The sequence below is a fragment of the Hydrogenophaga soli genome (assembly GCF_054777695.1).
Window position 1 is genome coordinate 263,631 of sequence record NZ_BAAHAK010000005.1, and the last position, 18,818, is coordinate 282,448.

The 18,818-nt window shown below is 66.8% G+C and carries 14 protein-coding genes, 1 tRNA gene and 1 riboswitch; of the genes, 11 read left to right on the forward strand and 4 right to left on the reverse strand.

Annotated features, from left to right (window positions below; all coding sequences use genetic code 11):
• Nucleotides 1-20: 20 nt before the first annotated feature.
• Entirely contained in the window at nucleotides 21-764 is a 744-nt protein-coding gene (locus tag ACYVB7_RS11415) for an IclR family transcriptional regulator (protein WP_460507578.1), read from the reverse strand.
• An 80-nt stretch (nucleotides 765-844) separates the two neighbouring features.
• Here ACYVB7_RS11415 and ACYVB7_RS11420 point away from each other — a divergent pair, with 80 nt between their 5' ends.
• From ACYVB7_RS11420 to ACYVB7_RS11445, 6 genes are all read left to right on the forward strand, one after another.
• Nucleotides 845-1,777: a hydroxymethylglutaryl-CoA lyase gene (locus tag ACYVB7_RS11420; protein ID WP_460507580.1), complete on the forward strand. Its 933-nt coding sequence runs from the start codon at nucleotides 845-847 to the stop codon at nucleotides 1,775-1,777.
• A complete protein-coding gene (locus ACYVB7_RS11425) occupies nucleotides 1,774-2,997 on the forward strand; it encodes a CaiB/BaiF CoA transferase family protein (protein ID WP_460507583.1) in 1,224 nt (407 codons plus the stop codon). The genes ACYVB7_RS11420 and ACYVB7_RS11425 overlap by 4 nt, the downstream gene beginning before the upstream one ends.
• Nucleotides 2,998-3,062: 65 nt before the next feature.
• A riboswitch (TPP riboswitch) is annotated at nucleotides 3,063-3,171 on the forward strand.
• A 65-nt stretch (nucleotides 3,172-3,236) separates the two neighbouring features.
• Nucleotides 3,237-4,085: a hydroxyethylthiazole kinase gene (gene thiM, locus ACYVB7_RS11430; RefSeq protein WP_460507586.1), complete on the forward strand. Its 849-nt coding sequence runs from the start codon at nucleotides 3,237-3,239 to the stop codon at nucleotides 4,083-4,085.
• A gap of 7 nt (nucleotides 4,086-4,092) precedes the next feature.
• On the forward strand, nucleotides 4,093-4,770 hold the full coding sequence (gene thiE / locus ACYVB7_RS11435; protein WP_460507588.1) for a thiamine phosphate synthase: 678 nt from the start codon (nucleotides 4,093-4,095) through the stop codon (nucleotides 4,768-4,770).
• Nucleotides 4,767-5,636 (forward strand): bifunctional hydroxymethylpyrimidine kinase/phosphomethylpyrimidine kinase, encoded by an 870-nt coding sequence (gene thiD, locus ACYVB7_RS11440; RefSeq protein ID WP_460507591.1) that lies wholly within the window; start codon nucleotides 4,767-4,769, stop codon nucleotides 5,634-5,636. Before thiE ends, thiD begins: the two co-directional genes overlap by 4 nt.
• Nucleotides 5,637-5,640: 4 nt before the next feature.
• On the forward strand, nucleotides 5,641-6,900 hold the full coding sequence (locus tag ACYVB7_RS11445; protein WP_460507594.1) for a purine-cytosine permease family protein: 1,260 nt from the start codon (nucleotides 5,641-5,643) through the stop codon (nucleotides 6,898-6,900).
• Nucleotides 6,901-7,007: 107 nt separating this feature from the next.
• Here ACYVB7_RS11445 and ACYVB7_RS11450 read toward each other — a convergent pair whose 3' ends face one another.
• The gene (locus tag ACYVB7_RS11450; RefSeq protein WP_460507597.1) at nucleotides 7,008-8,090 is read right to left on the reverse strand and encodes a TRAP transporter substrate-binding protein; all 1,083 of its coding nucleotides are present in this window, start codon (nucleotides 8,088-8,090) and stop codon (nucleotides 7,008-7,010) included.
• A 153-nt stretch (nucleotides 8,091-8,243) separates the two neighbouring features.
• Between ACYVB7_RS11450 and ACYVB7_RS11455 the strand changes: the two genes are divergently transcribed.
• Together ACYVB7_RS11455 and ACYVB7_RS11460 are read left to right on the forward strand one after the other, a co-directional pair.
• Nucleotides 8,244-9,308 carry a type 1 periplasmic-binding domain-containing protein gene (locus ACYVB7_RS11455; protein ID WP_460507600.1) on the forward strand — a complete coding sequence of 355 codons (1,065 nt, stop codon included), beginning with the start codon at nucleotides 8,244-8,246 and terminating at the stop codon, nucleotides 9,306-9,308.
• A gap of 57 nt (nucleotides 9,309-9,365) precedes the next feature.
• Nucleotides 9,366-12,134 carry an EAL domain-containing protein gene (locus ACYVB7_RS11460; protein WP_460507602.1) on the forward strand — a complete coding sequence of 923 codons (2,769 nt, stop codon included), beginning with the start codon at nucleotides 9,366-9,368 and terminating at the stop codon, nucleotides 12,132-12,134.
• Between the two features lie 18 nt (nucleotides 12,135-12,152).
• Here ACYVB7_RS11460 and ACYVB7_RS11465 read toward each other — a convergent pair whose 3' ends face one another.
• Nucleotides 12,153-15,236 (reverse strand): efflux RND transporter permease subunit, encoded by a 3,084-nt coding sequence (locus ACYVB7_RS11465; protein ID WP_460507604.1) that lies wholly within the window; start codon nucleotides 15,234-15,236, stop codon nucleotides 12,153-12,155.
• Complete coding sequence (locus ACYVB7_RS11470) at nucleotides 15,233-16,435, reverse strand: efflux RND transporter periplasmic adaptor subunit (RefSeq protein WP_460507607.1); 1,203 nt, start codon at nucleotides 16,433-16,435, stop codon at nucleotides 15,233-15,235. Before ACYVB7_RS11470 ends, ACYVB7_RS11465 begins: the two co-directional genes overlap by 4 nt.
• A gap of 449 nt (nucleotides 16,436-16,884) precedes the next feature.
• On the opposite strand from ACYVB7_RS11470, the gene ACYVB7_RS11475 reads away from it, so the two are divergent.
• From ACYVB7_RS11475 to ACYVB7_RS11485, 3 genes are all read left to right on the forward strand, one after another.
• Entirely contained in the window at nucleotides 16,885-17,391 is a 507-nt protein-coding gene (locus ACYVB7_RS11475; RefSeq protein WP_460507609.1) for a DUF4405 domain-containing protein, read from the forward strand.
• A gap of 25 nt (nucleotides 17,392-17,416) precedes the next feature.
• Nucleotides 17,417-18,469 carry a hypothetical protein gene (locus tag ACYVB7_RS11480; protein WP_460507612.1) on the forward strand — a complete coding sequence of 351 codons (1,053 nt, stop codon included), beginning with the start codon at nucleotides 17,417-17,419 and terminating at the stop codon, nucleotides 18,467-18,469.
• 36 nt (nucleotides 18,470-18,505) lie between these two features.
• A tRNA-Ser gene (locus tag ACYVB7_RS11485) sits at nucleotides 18,506-18,593 on the forward strand.
• The last annotated feature ends 225 nt before the right edge of the window (nucleotides 18,594-18,818 follow it).

Sequence of the window (18,818 nt, forward strand, 5' to 3'; positions counted from 1 at the left end):
CGCGCTTTCATTGCTTGGTCTTATTGCTCTGATTTTTGATATTCCGCAGGCACCACGCCACCCAGCTGGTGCGTGAGCTGCGTGGCGGCTTGGCGCAACGCGTCCACCTGCGAGGGCTGCATGCGCGGCTCGGGCACCGTGAGGGTGAGCGCCCCCACCAGCTGCCCCCCCGCGTCCCACACCGGAGCCGAAATGCCCACCAGCCCGGGCACGCGGTCACCTGTCAACACCAGGTGGCCCTGGCGGCGGATCTGGTCGTACAAATGCCCCGCCGCCCCTGAAAACGCCAGCAGCACCCGCCCCCCGGCACCACGGTCCAGCGGCAGCACGTCGCCCGCGCGGACGTGGTCACGCAGCAGCTGGGGCGAATCCACCCGGTACAGCACCAGCCGCTGATCGCCCTGGCGCACGTGCAGCGCCACGCTTTCCTGGGTGCGTTCCACCAGCGCCCGCATGACGGGCAAGGCCACCGCCTCCAACGAAAACGAGGCGGTGTACAGCGCCGCCAACCGAGCCACCTCGGCCCCCAAGGCCCAGCGCCCATCCGCCGTGCGCTGCACCAAACGCCCGTGCGCCAGCGACGCCAGCAGGCGCAGGGCCGTGCTTTTGTGCAAGCGGGTGCGCTGCGCCAGTTCGGTGACGGACAGAGCGGCATCCCCCAGGCGGAACGCCGCCAGCAGGCTGACGGCACGGTCCACCGCCGCCGCGCCCCCCGGGCTGGCGTGTTCGTCGGCCACCGACGTTTGGGCTGATTTTTTGGGCATGGCAGGGTTTGACGACGACACCCCAACCGCCTTACGATTGAGTCATCTTACAGAATTGAGTTCCATCTTACAGAACAACCATGACTTTGCACACCCCCACAGCCCCGGTGCGCATCAGCGAAGTGGGCCCGCGCGACGGGCTGCAGAGCATCTCCACGGCCATGCCCACCGCCCACAAACTCGCTTGGATCGACGCCTTGCACGCCGCGGGCCTGCGGGAAATCGAGGTGGGCTCCTTCGTCCCGGCCCAGCTTCTACCCCAGATGGCCGACACGGCAGACGTGGTGCGCCACGCCCTCACCCTGCCCGGCCTGACCGTGATGGCCCTGGTGCCCAACCTGCGCGGGGCCCAGGCCGCCTTGGCCGCCGGGGTGCACAAGCTCACCCTGCCGGTGTCGGCCAGTGCGGCCCACTCGCTGGCCAACGTGCGCAAAACCGTGGCCGACATGGTGGCCGAGGTGGCCCGGGTGGTGGCCTGGTGCCGCGAACAGGCCCCGCAGGTGCAGGTGGAAGTGGGCATTTCCACCGCCTTTGGCTGCACCTTGCAAGGGGCGGTGCCCGAGGACGACGTGGTGCGCCTGGCCGCAGCCCTGGCCCAAGCCGGGGTGCACGAAGTGGGCCTGTCCGACACCACCGGCATGGCCAACCCGGCGCAAGTGCGCCGCCTGTTCCAGCGGGTGCGGGCGGAAATCGGCCCCCTCACCGGGGCGGCCCACATGCACAACACCCGGGGGCTGGGCCTGGCCAACTGCCTGGCCGCCCACGACGTGGGGGTGCACACCTTCGACGCCTCGCTGGGCGGGCTGGGCGGCTGCCCCTACGCCCCCGGCGCCAGCGGCAACGTGGTGACCGAAGACCTGGTGTTCATGTTCGAGTCCATGGGCATCCCCACCGGGGTGGACCTGCCCCAACTGCTGCTGGCCCGCATGCCCCTGCAAGCCGGACTGCCCGGCGAGCCGCTGTACGGCATGACGCCCGAGGCCGGGCTGCCCCCACACTGGAGACCCGCTTGAACGCCCCCACCCCAACACCCCACGCGCCATCGGCAGCCAACGCCCCCACCCTGCCCTATGCGGGCATCCGGGTGGTGGAGTTCACCCACATGGTCATGGGCCCCACCTGCGGCATGGTGCTGGCCGACCTGGGGGCCGAGGTCATCAAGGTCGAGCCGGTGGGCCACGGACGGCATGGTGACGCCACGCGCGAGCTGCTGGGTTCGGGCGCGGGCTTCTTCCCCATGTTCAACCGCAACAAGAAAAGCGTGGCGCTGGACCTACAAACCCCACAGGGCAAGGAGGCCGCGCTGCGCCTGATCGCCACCGCCGACGTGGTGAGCGAGAACTTCAAGCCCGGCACCATGGCCAAGCTGGGGCTGGACCACGCCACGCTCAAGGCCCTCAACCCGCGGCTGATCTACGTCAGCCACAAGGGTTTTCTGCCCGGCCCCTACGAGCACCGCACCGCGCTGGACGAGGTGGTGCAGATGATGGGCGGCCTGGCCTACATGACCGGCCGCCCTGGCGACCCGCTGCGGGCGGGCACCAGCGTGAACGACATCATGGGCGGCCTGTTCGGGGCGCTGGGCGCCATGGCGGCACTGGCCCAGCGCGACAAGACCGGCCTGGGCCAGGAGGTGCAAAGCGCCCTGTTCGAAAACAACGTGTTCCTGGTGGCGCAGCACATGATGCAGTACGCCGTCACCGGCCAACCCGCAGCCCCCATGCCGGCACGCATTTCGGCCTGGGCCATCTACGACGTGTTCCAGGTGAAGGATGGCGAACAGATCTTCCTGGCCGTGGTCAGCAACGCGGCCTGGGACGTGTTCTGCCAGGCCTTCGGGTTTGACGACCTGCACAGCGACCCGCAACTGCAAACCAACAACGACCGCGTGCGCGCCCGCGCCTGGATGATGCCGCTGCTGCGCGAGCGCATGGCCTCCTTCAGCGCCGCCCACATCGCCAGCGTGTTCGAACAGCACGGTCTGCCTTTTGCGCCCATCACCCAGCCCCACGAGCTGTTCGACGACCCGCACCTACAGGCCACGGGCGGCCTGGCCCCCATCACCCTGCCCGATGGCCGCCCGTCTCAGGTGGTGCTGATGCCGCTGACGCTGGACGGCCAGCGCCCCGGCGTGCGCCTGTCGCCCCCGAAGTTGGGCGAACACACCGCCGAGGTGCTGCGCGAACTGGGCTACGACGACGCGGCCATTGAGGCCTTTCTGGCCGTGGGTTGATCACCCCCACGGCCACCCGCGCCGCGCCCGGCCTCATTACAATCCGTCGCGCACGGCCCGCCGCCGTGCACCGCTGGGGGTGTTGACCCCGGTCCCAGACCGGAGGCCGACTGAGAAAGTCCCTTTGAACCTGATTGAGGTAATCCTCGCGCAGGGAAGCTGACCAGCCCATTGCCGACCCGGCCCCGTCGGCGCACGGCCACGTCCTGCCCCCTGCCATTCCGTCTTGAAAGCACGCAATGGCCCAGTCCCAACCCTGTTCCGTCTCCGCCAACGACCTGTGGACCGACATCGAAGCGGTCCGCGCCCAAGCCCCCCTGGTGCACAGCATCACCAACTTCGTGGTCATGGCGTTCAACGCCAACGTGCTGCTGGCCGCCGGGGCCTCGCCCGTGATGGCCCATGCCCATGAGGAAGTGGCGGCCATGGCGGGCATTGCCCAGTCGCTGGCGCTCAACATCGGCACGCTGGACCCGTATTGGGTGCAGAGCATGACGCTGGCCCTCCAGACCGCCAACGCCCGGGGCATTCCCGTGGTGCTGGACCCGGTGGGCGCGGGGGCCACGCCCTACCGCAACCAGACGCTGGAGGCCCTGCTGACCGCGGGCACACCCACAGTGATCCGGGGCAATGGCTCGGAAATCATGAGCACCGCCGGGGCCGCCATCCAGACCAAAGGGGTGGACAGCAGCGCCGCCGCCAGCGACGCCCTGGGAGCCGCCCGCGCCCTGGCCGAGCGCACCGGGGGCACGGTGTGTGTGAGTGGTGAGACCGACCACATCCTGGACGCCGCCGGACGTCACGCCACGCTGCACAACGGCCATGTGTGGATGACCCGCATCACCGGCGTGGGCTGCTCGCTCACCGCCCTGGTGGGCGCGTTCTGCGCCGTGCAGCCCGACGCCTGGCGCGCCACCCTGGCCGCCGCCGCGCTGATGAGCGTGGCCGGTGAACTGGCCGCCGAACAGGCCCAGGCCCAGGGCCGCGGCGTGGGCACCATGGCCGCGCTGCTGATCGACGGGCTGCAACTGCTCACCCAGGAAGAGTTCCTGTCCCGTGTGCGCCTGAACACGGTCCCCCTGGCCTGAACACCCCATGACCGCCTGGACCCCGCCCGCCCTGCGCCGGGCGTTGCGCGTGTATTTGGTGACCGACCACGGCCTCACCCTCGGACGCCCGCTGGAACAGGTGGTGCACGCCGCCGTGCGCGGCGGGGCCACCTGTGTGCAACTGCGCGAAAAACACCTGCCCACCCGCGACTTTGTGGCCCGCGCACGCGCCCTGAAGGCGCTGCTGGGCCCGCTGGGGGTGCCCCTGGTCATCAACGACCGGGTGGACGTGGCCCTGGCCTGCAACGCCGACGGCGTGCACCTGGGCCAGAGCGACATGGACGTGGAAGACGCCCGCCGCCTGCTGCCGCCACAGGTCTTCATCGGCTGGTCGGTGGAAACCCCGGCCGACGTGGCCCGCGCCGCCCGCCTGCCCGTGGACTGCCTGGGCGTGAGCCCGGTGTTTGCCACCCCCACCAAGACCGACACCCACACCCCCTGGGGGCTGGACGGGCTGCGCCAGGTGCGCACCGCCACCGCCCTGCCACTGGTGGCCATTGGCGGCATCCACGCGGGCAATGCCACCGCGGTGTTGCGCCACGGGGCCGACGGCCTGGCCGTGGTCAGCGCCCTCTGCTCGGCCCCCGACCCGCAGGCCGCCGCGGCTGAACTGGCGGCGCTCTGTGCAGCCCACTTTGCGTCCCCGTTCAAGGACACCCCATGACCCCGCCCCCCTTCACCCACCGCTACCCGCGTGTGCTGTCCATCGCCGGATCGGACAGCGGCGGTGGTGCCGGCATCCAGGCCGACCTGAAAACCTTTGCCGCCCTGGGCTGCTTTGGCATGACCGCCATCACCGCCCTCACGGCCCAGAACACCACCGGCGTGCGCGCCATCCACGGCGTGCCGCCCCAGATGCTGCGCGACCAGATCGACGCCGTGGTGGAAGACATCGGCACCGACGCCGTGAAGATCGGCATGCTGCACGCCCCCGACATCGTGCACACCGTGGCCCAGGCCATCGACCACCACCGGCTGGCCCAGGTGGTGCTGGACCCGGTGATGATCGCCACCAGCGGCGCGGTGCTGATCGCCCAGGACGCCGTGCAGGCCCTGGTGCAGCAGCTGTTCCCGCGCGCGGTGCTGGTCACCCCCAACCTGGACGAAGCAGGCTTTCTGGTGGGGCGCACGCTGTCCACCGAGGCCGACATGCAGGCCGCCGCCCACGAGCTGCTGGCCCGGGGTGCCCGGGCCGTGCTCGTCAAAGGCGGGCACCTGGCGGGCGACCAGGTCAGCGACCTGTTCCAGACCGCTGAAGGCGAGGCACCCGGCCAAAGCTTCTGGCTGCATGCCCCGCGCATTGCCACCGCCAACACCCACGGCACGGGGTGCACCCTCTCCTCGGCCATTGCCGCCCACCTGGCGCTGGGGCATGAGCTGCCGCAAGCCGTCCGGCTGGCCCATGCCTATGTGCGCCAGGCCCTGCAGGCCGGTGCCCCGGTGCGCACCGGCAAAGGCAGCGGCCCGCTGAACCACAGCGCCGCACCCGTGGCCATGCAAACCATCCCCCTGCCCTCTTCCAATGCCTGAACCCATGCCTCAGAACCACTCCCCCTCCGTTGCCTTGCAACCCGTGCCCGCCGACCAGCGGGTGTTTTCTGGCTGGTCTCATGCCTCGCTGTGGTTCAGCCTGGGCGTGGGCCTGCTGGTGATGCAGGTGGGCGCTTACCTGGTGCCCGCCGTGGGCACGCGCGATGCGCTGTGGGCCATCGTCATCGGCTCGGTGCTGGGCTCGGGCCTGCTGGCCTGGACCGCCCGGGTGGGTTGCGACACCGGCCTGTCCAGCGCGGGCCTGATGCACCGGGTGTACGGCAGCGCGTTCGGGCATTTGCCTGTGCTGCTCAACATCGTGCAGCTGGTGGGCTGGACCACGTTCGAACTGGTGGTCATGCGCGAAGGCATGCAGGCCATCGTCAAGCAGGTCACTGGCACCGAGGTGCCGCTGCTGGTGGCCACGCTGCTGTGGGGCGGCGTGCTGACGCTGCTGATGACCGGCTCCATGCTCACGCTGGTGCGCCGCTTTGTCAGCCGCATCGGGCTGCCGCTGGTGATCGGCTCGCTGCTGTGGCTGACCTGGCACTTTGTGGGCGTGGCCCAGGCCCAAGGCTGGCAGGCCTTCATGGACGCCCCGGGCGACGGCAGCATGGGCTTCCCCTCGGCCATCGACCTGGTGATGGCCATGCCCGTGTCGTGGCTGCCGCTGGTGGCCGACTATGCGCGCCATGGCCGCTCGGGCGGGTCCACCTTGCGCGGCACCTGGCTGGGCTACACGCTGGCCAACATCTGGTGTTACGCGCTGGGCGTGCTGGTGGCCCGCGTGTCGGCCCCCGGCACCGAGTTGCTGACCGCCCTGTTGCTGGCCCAAGGCGGCCTGCTGGCGCTGGGCCTGATCCTGCTGGACGAGCTGGACAACGCCTATGGCGATGCCTACTCCGCCGCCGTGTCGGCCAACTCCATGCTGCCGCGCTGGAGCCTGCGGCAGTGGGGGGTGGGCGGGGCCTTGCTGTGCACGGCGCTGGCCTGCGTGCTGCCCATGCACAGCCTGGAGCCCTTCCTGCTGATGCTCAGCTCGGTGTTCGTGCCGCTGTTCGGCGTGATCCTGGGCCGCCTGGGCTGGAAACTCGCCGCCCTGGACAGCGCAAGCGCCTCCCGCAAGGTGGACGCCACGGCGGTGGTCATCTGGGTGGTGGGCATTGCGGTCTTCCATGGCCTGGCCACCTGGGCCCCGCAGTTCGGCTCGGCCCTGCCCAGCCTGGCCCTGACCTTGGCCCTGGGTGCACTGACGCGGCGGTGAGTGCCCATGGCCCGCCCCCGCACACGGGCCATGATGGGGCAAAAGTTAAGAATATTTTTGGCACCTACCGCTTTAAATGCCTAGATAGTTTGCTATGAATTCAGAAGTCAGATCTTGGCGTTGCTGATGTAGCTGTCGTAGCGCCACTCCGAGAAGCGGTTCCACAGGATTTGCTCCCGCTGGAATGCACGCATGTCCTGGTGGATCTTCTTGAACTCGGGTGACTTGGCCTCGTGGGCGGCAAACACCTCCATCGAGGCGTTGAAGCCAGCGTCCATCACCTCTTTGGTGAAGGCGGTCAGCTTGGTGCCTGCGGCCACCAGGCGCTTGAGGGCGGCGGGGTTTTGGGCGTCGTATTTGGCGGTCATGTCACGGGCCGCCACAGCACCCGCGGCGCGGACGATGGCCTTGTTCTCTGCCGACAAGGCGTCAAACGCCTTCTTGTTGATGAAGAACTCCAGCTCGGCGCCACCCTCCCACCAACCGGGGTAGTGGTAGAACGGGGCCACCTTGTGGAAGCCCAGCTTCTCGTCGTCAAACGGCCCCACGAACTCGGTGGCGTCCAAGGTGCCTTTTTCCAGCGCCTGGTACACCTCGCCCGCGGGCATGTTCTGGGCCACCACACCCAGCTTGGCCATGGCCTCGCCGAACAGGCCGCCGCCCATGCGCATCTTCAGGCCCTTGAGGTCGGCCACGGTCTTGATGGGCTTGCGGTACCAGCCGCCCATCTGGGTGCCGGTATTGCCGCAGCTCATGGAGACGATGTTGTACTTGGCATAAAACTCGTCCAGCAGCTTGCGGCCGTTGCCGTGTTCCATCCAGGCGTCCATGTGGCGGGCGGTCAGGCCAAAGGGCACGGCACAGCCAAACGCAAAAATGGGGTCCTTGCCGGTGAAGTAGTAAGACGCGGTCTGCGCCATCTCCACGGTGTCGGCTTGCAGGGCGTCCACCACACCAAAGGGGGGCATCAGCTCGCCACCGGCGTGCACAGACACCTCAAATTTGCCGCCCGACAGCGCCTTGACGGTTTCGGAGAACTTCTCAGCCGCCCCAAAGATGGTGGGCAATGCCTTGGGAAAGCTGGAAGCCAGACGCCAGCGAATGGCGGCCTGGGCATGCACCGCAGGGGCAACGCCCGCGGCCAGAACACCGGCCAAGCCAGCGTTTTTGATCAAGGAACGACGATCCATGGGAAAACTCCTCATAAGGCGATATTAGGGAAAACCATAACAGATCAAACTTGCCCGCACCCTACGGCACCGTCACCCAGGTTGCACCAGCAGGCCTGATTTGGTTCAATGGGCATTCCGTGCGCGTCACTTCGCCAACGTGGGTGCTCCAACATGAAGATGCCGGGTCGCCGCCTGTGTTCATTCCTGCTCTGCGTGGCGCTGGGGTGGGTGGCGTCGTTGGCCCATGGCGCCAACGCCCTTCCCAACGCCGCCTCGACCTTCCCTGTCAACGTCCCACGGGTGATCCCGGGGCACAGCGTGGTCTTTGTGTCGGTGGACTACCGCAACGGTGGCGCCATGGGGGTGTTCAGGGGGCTGTCGGAGGCGGCACACGCCGTGGGCTGGAAGGTCACGGCGCTCGATGGCCAGGGTTCCATGGCGCGGATTTGCACCCTGTTGGCACAACCTCGCACCCTGGCCGCTGACGCGGTGGTGTTGGGCGGCTTTGACCCCGACACTTGCGAAACGCAACTGCGCACCCTGAGACAGCGCAACGTGGTGCTGGTGGGTTGGCACGCAGGCAGTGATGCCCATGTGCCGGGGTTGTACTTCAATGTGGCCACTTCGCCCATCGAAGTGGCGCGATTGGCCTTGGCCGAGGTGATGCGTGATGCCCTCGAACGCCAACGCCCGGTGGGGGTGGTGATTTTCAACGACGGGCGCTTTGACATTGCCAACGCCAAGACCCAGGCCATGGCCGATGGCGTCACGCGTTGCGCCCCCGGCCTGCGGTGCGAATTGCTGGCGGTGGTGGACGTGCCCATTTCAGATGCCGCACAACAAATGCCGCAGCAGGTGCAAACGCAGCTGGCCCGATGGGGTGAGCGGTGGACCTACGCCATGGCCATCAACGATGTGTATTTCGATCACATGGAAATCCCGCTGCAGTTGGCCCGTCGCAAAGACCTGGCCAACGTGGCCGCGGGGGACGGTTCGGTCAAGGCCCTGTCCCGGGTGCGTTCAGGGCGAGCGGCCCAGATCGCCACCATCGGCGAACCCCTGGACCTTCAGGGCTACCAATTGCTGGATGAAATCCAACGCGCCCTCAACGGCAGCCCCCCCAGTGGCTTCATCCAGGAACCGCTGGTCCTGAATACCCGCAGCTTGCAGCATTCCGGCGGAAACCCGTCCCGGGAAGCGCTCAAGCGCTGGTACCATGACCGCTGGCTGAAATAGCGTTGCACGTGACCCGAAGCAGGAGCACCAGTGCAGGAACCCCTCGCATTCCACCGCATGCATCAGGCCCGTGCACTGGCCGGGACGATGCTGGACAGGCTGCGCGTCTGGCAGCGCGGTCTGAGTGCGGGCGTCCTGATGGCCATGACGGTGGGCTTGCTGTTGCCCGCCCTGGGCGGAGCCCTGATGCTGTGGAACGTGCGTCAGGACCAGGCCCTGACCCTGCGCCAGCAGGTGCTGGACAACAAGGAAGAGGTTTTGGCCCGCGTGCTGGCCGAGCCCCTGTGGAACTTCGACATGGACGGTCTCACGACGGTGGGCAACACCGCCCTGCTGGACCCTGAGGTGATTTCGTTTCGGGTTCTGGACCTTGACGGCCAACCCCTGCTGGACTTGAAAGCGCCCCCCCGGCCACTGGAACACCAGCAAACCCTTCAGCGCAGCATCGTGCACGGCAACACGGTGATCGGGCTGTTCCAGATCACGGTGGATGACGCCGTCCTGCAACAGGAACTCCGCCGTGATCGAACCGTGTTCCTCTGGGTGCTGCTGGGGCAGTTCGTGGGGGGCGTGGCCTTGGTGTTCGTGGCCCTTCGGCGTCGGGTGCTGACCCCCGTGCGACGCCTGATGGGGTTTTCCAAGGAACTGGCCGCAGGACGCCTGGAAACCCCGTTCCAAGCCCATGCTCAGGATGAAATCGGCCAACTGGGTCGGCAACTGGTGCGCATGCGAGACGATCTCCTGGCCGCCTTCAATGAACAGAAGGCCGTGCTCAACAACATCCGGGTGGGCGTGCTGTTTGTGCGGGGCAACCGGGTGTTGATGGCCAACGCCGCCGCCGAGGAAATCTTTGCCTGCCCCGCCAACGGCCTGGTCGACACCCACACCCGGCAATTGCATTGCAGTGACGAGCAGTTCGACCATGTGATTCGAAACGCCGCTGCCGCATTTGGCCGGGGCTCGGTGGCCTACGAAACCGAACTGCAAATGGTCCGCCGCAATGGCGAGGTGTTCTGGGCCCACCTTCGAGGCTCGGTGCTGAACCGGCATCAGCTGAACCAGGGCAGTGTGTGGATCGTCGAGGACGTGTCCACCCAACGGCAGGCCGCCGAGCAGTTGCGCCTGTCGGCCACCCTGTTCGATTGCTCTGCCGATGGCGTGGTGGTCACCGACCGCCACCACCGGGTGCTGAAGGTGAACAACGCATTCGTGCGCCTCACCGGCTACGAACTCTCGGACTTTGCCGACCAGCCCCTGTCGGTGCTGAACTCGGCCCGCAACCCCCCCGACCTGGCCCAGCGCATGACCCGAGCACTCGACAACGGGGCTGGGCGCTGGGAAGAAGAAGTCTGGCTGCGTAAAAAAAACGGCGACACGCTGCTGGCCCTGCTGTCGTTCAGCACCGTGCATGACGACCGCGGACAAATCAGCCACCATGTGTGCACCGGACAGGACATCACCTACAAGAAAGCCAGTGAACACGAGATCCGCTTCCTGGCCTACCACGACCCGTTGACCAGCCTGCCCAATCGCCGGTCACTGCACGACCGGCTGCAATCCGCCTTGATGCCCCAGCTCGGTCAACCCCCCTACGGCGCATTGCTGCTCATTGACCTGGACAACTTCAAGATCCTCAACGACACACGCGGGCACGTCATGGGCGACCGTTTGCTGGTGGCCGTGGCACGGCGGCTGCAAGCGCGAATCAGTGGCCAGAACATGGTGGCCCGCATGGGTGGCGACGAGTTTGTGGTGCTGCTGACCGGTTTTGCATGCCCCGCCGACTTGCAAACCCAAGTACCGCCCCTTGCACAAGGCCTGCTGGAGGGCCTGGCCAAACCCTATCGGCTGCATGTCCATGGCATGGAACAAGACCGACACCAGGAATTGCACCACCGGTGTTCCGCCAGCATTGGGGTGGCCCCCTTCCATGCGGGCCATGTGTCGGCTGACGAACTCATCAAACAAGCCGACATGGCGATGTACCGCGCCAAAGCCACCGGGCGCAACACCGTGGTGTGGTACGCCCCCGCCATGCAAGACGAGGTGGTGGCCCGCGCACACCTGGAAGCTGAGCTGAACACCGCCCTCCGTGAACAGCAGTTTGTGGCGTATGCCCAACCGCAAGTGCATGCGTCCGGACGGCTGCAGGGCGCGGAGTTGCTCATCCGCTGGCAGCACCCCCAACAGGGGTTGGTGTCGCCCATGGCCTTCATCCCGTTGGCGGAGGAAGTGGGGCTGATCGTGCCCATCGGGGCCTGGATCATCGACCAGGCCTGCGCCCTGTTGGCCAAATGGGCCCACCTGAAAGACTTTGACACGTTGACCTTGGCCGTCAATGTGAGTGCCCGCCAGTTCCTGGACGAAGGGTTTGTGGCCATGGTGCTCAATGCCCTGGACCGCCATGGCGTGCCCCCCGGGCGGCTGAAACTGGAAGTGACCGAGAGCCTGCTGTTGACCAACATGGACAACGTGACCCGCACCATGAACCAGCTCAAGGCCCATGGCCTTCAGTTCTCGCTGGATGACTTTGGCACCGGGTATTCGTCCCTGTCTTACCTGCAGCACCTGCCCTTTGACCAGTTGAAGATCGACAAGTCGTTTGTCAGCGCCCTGGACGGCAGCGGCCAGCCGTCGCCCATCGTTTCCGCCATCGTTGCGCTGGGCCAGAACCTCAACATGGCCGTCATTGCCGAAGGGGTGGAAACCGAGGCCCAACGTGACCAGCTCGTCCAAAGCGGATGCGAGCACTACCAGGGCTACCTGTTCGGTCGCCCGACACCGGTGTCCACCTTCGAGGAACAGGCCTGCCGCGTTGCGCTTTGAGGGGGCGGGGCACGAAGCTCAGGTGTGAAGCGCCTCCGGCGTCACATCGGGGCCACTGCCGCTGAAGCGATCCAACGCCAGGTAAATGACCGGCGTGATGTAGAGCGTGACCGCCTGCGAAAACACCAACCCGCCCACCACCGCCAAACCCAAAGGCTGGCGCAACTCGGCCCCCGCACCCAGCCCCAAAGCCAGCGGCAAGGCCCCCATGAGGGCCGCCAGCGTGGTCATCATGATGGGTCGAAAGCGCAGGATGCACGCTTCGCGGATGGCTTGCGCCGGCGTCATGCCCCCGTGGCGTTGGGCGTCCAGGGCAAAGTCGATCATCATGATGGCGTTCTTCTTCACGATGCCGATCAGCAGCAGGATGCCGATGGTGGCGATCAGCGTCAGGTCCTGCTTGAACAGCATCAGCGTGCCCAGCGCCCCCACCGCCGCTGACGGCAAGCCCGCCAGGATGGTGAGCGGGTGGATGTAACTCTCGTACAGCACCCCCAGCAGCACGTAAATGACCAGCAGTGCCGCCGCGATCAGCACCACCTGGTTGCCCTGCGAGTTCTTGAACACCGCCGCGTCCCCCCCGTAGCTGGTGATGATGGACGACGGCAGGCCGATGTCGGCCCCCAGCTTCTCCAGCCGGTTGGTGGCATCCCCCAGGGCCGCACCCGGGGCCAGGTTGAACGAGAGGGTGATGGCCTGCAACTGCCCCACGTGGTTGATGGCCGTGGGGCCCACCGCACGCTCCACCGTGGTGAAGGCGGACAACGGCACCAGGGCCCCGGTGGATGCGCGAACGTACACACTGCGCAATCCGGCCTCGTCCTGCTTGGCGTCGCCCGCCAACTCCAGGATGACCTGGTAGCTGTCGGTGGGCAGGTAGATGGTGGACACCTGCCGCTCGCCAAACGCGCTGAACAGGGCCACACGAACGGCATCGATGGACACGCCCAGGGTGTTGGCGCGGTCGCGGTCGATGTTGAGCTTGGCCTGCAGGCCACGCAGCTGCGAGTCGCTGGTGACGTCGCGGAACAGCGGATCGGTGCGCAGGTTCTGCTGGAGCTTTTGCGACCACTCGTTGAGCTCGTCCGCCTTGATGCTTTGCAGGATGTACTGGTACTGCGCCTTGCTCTGGCGTCCGCCCAGTTGCAGGTTTTGCACAGGCCGCATGAACACCCGCAAGCCCGGCACCGCCCGCAGCTTGCCGCGCAAGCCTTCAATCACCGCCTTGGCCGATTTGCGCTCGGCGCGGGGCTTCAACCCCACGAACATGCGTCCGGTGTTTTGGGCACCACTGCCGCCGTTGAACGAGCTGACGCGTTCCACCGCCGGGTCGGATCGGACGATGGCCGCCGCCTGCTCCTGCAAACGCACCATTTCGGGAAAGGACACGTCCTCGGCCGCCTCGGTGGACACGGTGATCTGACCAATGTCCTCCTCGGGAAAAAAACCCTTGGGGATGACCATCAACAACCACGCCGTGGCCACCAGGGTCAGCAAGGCCACCAGCAACACCGTCTTGCGCCAGGCCAGCGCCCCGTCCAGCGTGCGGGTGTACAGACCGGCCAGGGCGTCAAAGCCACGCTCGAAGGCCCGAACCACCACCCCCGGCCTCTTGTGCATGTCCTCCACCCGCAGCAGGCGGCTGGCCAGCATGGGCACCAAGGTCAGTGACACAAACGCCGACACCAGGATGGACAGCCCCACCACCACCGCGAACTCGTGGAACAGCAGCCCGATGACCCCGGGCATGAAAAAGATGGGAATGAACACCGCCACCAGTGAGGTGGAAATGGAAATGATGGTGAACCCCACCTCCCGCGAACCCCGCAGCGCGGCCTGGAAGGGGCGCTCGCCGTTTTCCACATGCCGCATGATGTTTTCCAGCATCACGATGGCGTCGTCCACCACCAGGCCCACGGCCAGCGTCAGCCCCAGCAGGGAAATGTTGTCCAGGCTGTAATGCAGCCCCCACAACAAGGCCACCGCGCCCATCAACGACACGGGCAACGACAGCGTGGGGATGATGGTGGCCACCACCCGGCGCAAGAACAGGAAGATGACCAGCACCACCAGCGCAATGGTGCCCGCCAGGGTCAGCGTCACGTCGTGCAGGGCTTCACGCACCGACACCGAACGGTCGTTGACCGGCGTCATCTGCACCGATTGCGGCAACTGCGCCTGGATCTGCGCCAGCGCCGCCTTGACCGAATCCACCACCCGCACGGTGTTGGCCCCGGGTTGGCGCAACACCGCCAGGGTGATGGACGGCTCGCCATTGAGGTTGCCATGGGTCTTGAGCGTTTCCACGCTGTCCACCACCTCGGCCACGTCGCGCAAACGCACCGGGTTGCCCCCACGGTTGGCGATGATGAGCGCCCCAAATTCCGCCGCGTTCTGCAACTGGCGGTTGGCCTGCAAGGTCAGGGTCTGCTGCGGGCCGTCGAGTGTGCCCACGGGCGTGTTGACGTTGGCCGCACGCAAGGCGGTGGCCACTTCGTCCAAGCCCATGTTGCGGGCCACCAGGGCCTGCGGAATCACCCGCACGCGCACGGCAAACCGCTTGGAGCCAAAGATGTTGACCTGCGCCACCCCATCCACGGTGGACAAGGTGGGGGAAATCAGGTGTTCGGCATAGTCTTGCAGCTCGGACGGCGGCAGTGACGGCGACGTGAGCGCCACCAGCAGAACCGGTGCATCCGCCGGGTTGACCTTGCGGTACGACGGCATCTGCGTCATGTCGGCAGGCAGCGAGCGTTGGGCGCGCAGCAGCGCGGCCTGCACGTCCAGTGCGGCACCGTCGATGTTGCGGCCTTCCACGAATTCCAGCGTCAGCGAGGTGTTGCCCAGCGTGCTGGTGGAGCTGATCTGCGACAGCCCGGGAATGGTCTGGAACTGCTTTTCCAGCGGCAAGGCCACCGACGAGGCCATGGTTTCCGGGTTGGCCCCGGCCAGGTTGGCCGACACGTTGATGACAGGGGTGTCGTAACTGGGCAGCGCCGCGACCGGGATGGACCGATACCCGATCACCCCGGCCAGCAACACGGCCAGGTTCAGCAGCACCGTCATCACCGGACGGCGAATGAACAACTCGGACAGGTTCATGACGCCGCCTTCTCAGCGGCTTTGTCACCCGCTTTGTCACCAGGTTTGTCACCGGGCTTGCCTGGGGCCTTTTCCGTCACCGGGGTGCCGGGGCGCAGGTTCTGGCGACCGTTGACCACCACCTTGTCGCCCTCGTTCACGCCCGACACGGCGGCCACTTCGCCCTGGATGTTCAGCACCTTGACGGGCCGCGGTGCGGCCTTGCCTTCTTCCACCACATACACCAGGGGGCCACGGGCGCTCTGGATGACGGACACGGTGGGCACGGTGACGGCTTCGTCCAGCGTGCGCAGCGGCAGACTCACCTTGACGTAGGCCCCGGGCCACAAGGTGTTGTCCTTGTTGTCGAAGCGGGCCTTCACCTTCACGGTGCCGGTGGCGGCATCGACCACGCTGTCCACAAAATTCAGCCGCCCCGTCAACACCGTCTTGCCGTCGGGCATGCTGGCCTTGACCGGGGCCTTGCCTGTGGCCAACAGGCCCAGCACGTCGGGCAGGTTGGACTGCGGCAGGCTGAAGCTCACGTCCATGGTGTCGAGTTGGGTCAAGGTGGTCAGCGTGGTCTGGTTGGCCTGCACCGCCGTGCCCACGTACACCGGCACCAGGCCCACCCGGCCGGCACTGGCCGCCGTGACACGGCCATACGACAACGGCACCTGGGCCGCAGCCAGCGCGGCCTTGTCAGCCGCCAGCGTGGCCTGCTGCGACTCCACATTGGTTTGTGCCGTGTCCACCGCCCCTTGGGACACGAAGTTCTTGGACAGCAGCTCCCGCGCACGCGCCCACTGGCGCTGGGCATCGGCCAGCAGCGCCTCGTCCTTGCTGATCTGGGCCTTGAGCTTGGCCACGTTGGCCTCGTCGGCCCGGGTGTCCAGGGTGAACAGCAGTTGCCCGGCACGAACCGCCTGCCCTTCTTTCACATGCACCTGGGTGACCACCCCACTCATCTGGGCCTTGACATCCACCTGCGACAACGGGGTGGCGGTGCCGGTGGCTTCGGTGGCCACATTCAGGCTCTGGCGCTGGGCCAAGGCCGTGGTCACCGGCACGGCGGGTGGGGTGGCAGGCTTGGCGGCATCGGCGGGGGCTTGCGTCTGCGCGGCGGCTTCTGGCGTTGCCGTGTCCGTTTTGCTGCCACAGGCGGCCAGCAAACACAAACAACCAACGGTCAGCAACGACAACTGTTTTTTTTGTTTCATGGTTTCGGGAGAGGGGAAGGTCAAGCCGGGCTTTTTAGCCCGCTATCTTCTCAGGCGTGTGTAAACAAGGGTGAAGACATTGCGCAGGCTGATTGTGATGGTGTGCAGCCCTTTGCCGCCAAGGCGGTGAACGCCACCGTGATCGACCTGCCGCACCACGCCTGAGCCCTGCCCACCGCCCACATGGTTTTAAGCACTTTTGGCATCTAGCGCTTTATTTGAAAGCGTAAGAAGCTATATTTTCAGTAGCATGCAACACCTGAATGACCCACCGTTCAGAGGCGCGCAGCGTGCTCGCGGCGGTCGAACGCCACCGGGTTGGCCGCCGCAGCCTGCGCCGGGCGGGGCTGAAGCCCACCCAAGGGTTTACCCCAGGTTTACACACCCGTTACCGGCGCGGCACACCGGCTGCCGACACTCCTTGGGGTAGACACCTCAAGGAGAACACCATGAACCTCAACCCCCACCGCCCCTGGATCACCCCGCTGGTCATCGGCAGCTTTGCCCTGTCGGCCGTCACCGGCGTGCTGATGTTCTTTCACTGGGATACCGGGCTGAACAAAACCGCCCACGAGTGGCTGGGCTGGTTGATGGTGGCCGCCGTGGCGTTCCACGCCCTGCTGCACTGGCCCGCGTTCAAGCGCCATTGGGCGGCCCCCGTGGGCAAGGCCGTCATCGTGGCCTGCCTGGCCGTGCTGGCCCTCAGCTTTGCGCCCCTGGGGGGCAGCACGGGCGGCGAGCCGCCGTTCATGCGCCCCATCAAAACCCTGGCCGCCGCCCCCCTGCCGGTGCTGGCCCAGGTGGCGGGGGTGGACCTGCCCACCCTCAAAGCCCGGCTGGCCGCCGCAGGCAAACCCGCCACTGCCGACGACCAAACCCTGGCCCAACTCTCCGGCCCCGACCCCAAGGCCCAAATGCGCCTGCTCAACCAGGTGCTGGTCGCCAAAGCCCCCTGATGCGCCCAGCCGCCAAAATGGCGGCATGGCCGACACCACGCCCCCCAACCCCACCTACCAGATGCTGTGGCGCTGCACCCAGTGCCACACCGCCGACCTGCTGGCCCTGACCCAGCGCTTCTGCCCCGCCTGCGGCGCGGCACAAGACCCAGACCAGCGCTACTTCCCCCCGCCCGGGCAGGAAGTGGAAGTGCAAAACCACCGCTACGTGGGCGCCGACTGGCCCTGCGCCTACTGCGAAGCGCCCAACGCCGCCGCATCCGCCTTCTGCACCCACTGCGGTGCCCCCAAGGACGGCCACAAGGAAGTGGCCCGGGTGGCCTCACCGGACGAAGCCGCCGCCCCACCCTCCCCGCCCTCCCCACCCAGTGCGCCCGCCCAACCCGCCCAAACCGCCGCGGCCCCCTCCGGCTTCCCCTGGGGCAAGGCGGTGTTGGCCGTGCTGCTGCTGGCCCTGGTCGGCTGGGCCACGCTGTTCTTCAGCCGCCACGACGAAACGGCGCAAGTGGTGCAGCAGCAATGGGCCCGCTCGGTGGAGGTTGAGCAGTACACCGCCGTGTCTGAATCCGCCTGGTGCGACAGCCTGCCCGCCGGGGCCTACCAGGTCAGCCGAAGCCGCGAACAACGCGGCACCCGCCAGGTGGAAGACGGACAGGTGTGCCACGACGTGCGCCAAGACCAGGGCGACGGCACCTTCATCAAACGCCGCGAGTGCGAAACCCGCTGGCGCGACGAACCGGTGTATGACGACCGCTGCCGCTTCCGCCTCAACCGCTGGCAGGCGCTGCGCACCGACGCCCTGCAAGGCGACGCCGCCCTGGCCCCCGCCTGGCCCCAACCCCGCCTGGGCAACGGATGGGTGGCCAACGGCCCCGCCCTGCTGGGCATGCAACGCCTGGGCGCCCGTACCGAACGTTACGAGGTGAAGGTGCGCTCCAGCCAAGGCAAGGAATGGACCTGCACCCTGCCCGAAGCCCGCTGGGCCGCCCTGCGCCCCCACACGCCCGTGACCCTGGCCGTGCGCGGCACGGGCGGCGCCGATTGCGCCACCCTGGCACCCGCCGCTGCGGTGCGCTGAGCCCCTGCGGAGTCAGGCTAGAATCCAGCCCTCTTCGGAAGTGTGGCAGAGTGGTCGATTGCACCGGTCTTGAAAACCGGCGGCCCGCAAGGGTCCGTGAGTTCGAATCTCACCGCTTCCGCCAGATATAACCCTAAGTGATTGATTCACTTAGGGTTTTTTCTTTTAGATAACAAAAACCCACCCAAATACCCGCCCAAAACCTACCCAGTAGGAGGTGCACACGATTGCATAGATTTACGGGCGAACTTCTCGGCAAATTTCTGAGCCGCATGTACTCAAGACGGTAGGTCAATCTGTGGTTTGTTGCCATATTTGGTTCTTCTTGCAAGCACGAGCCAATTTGTAG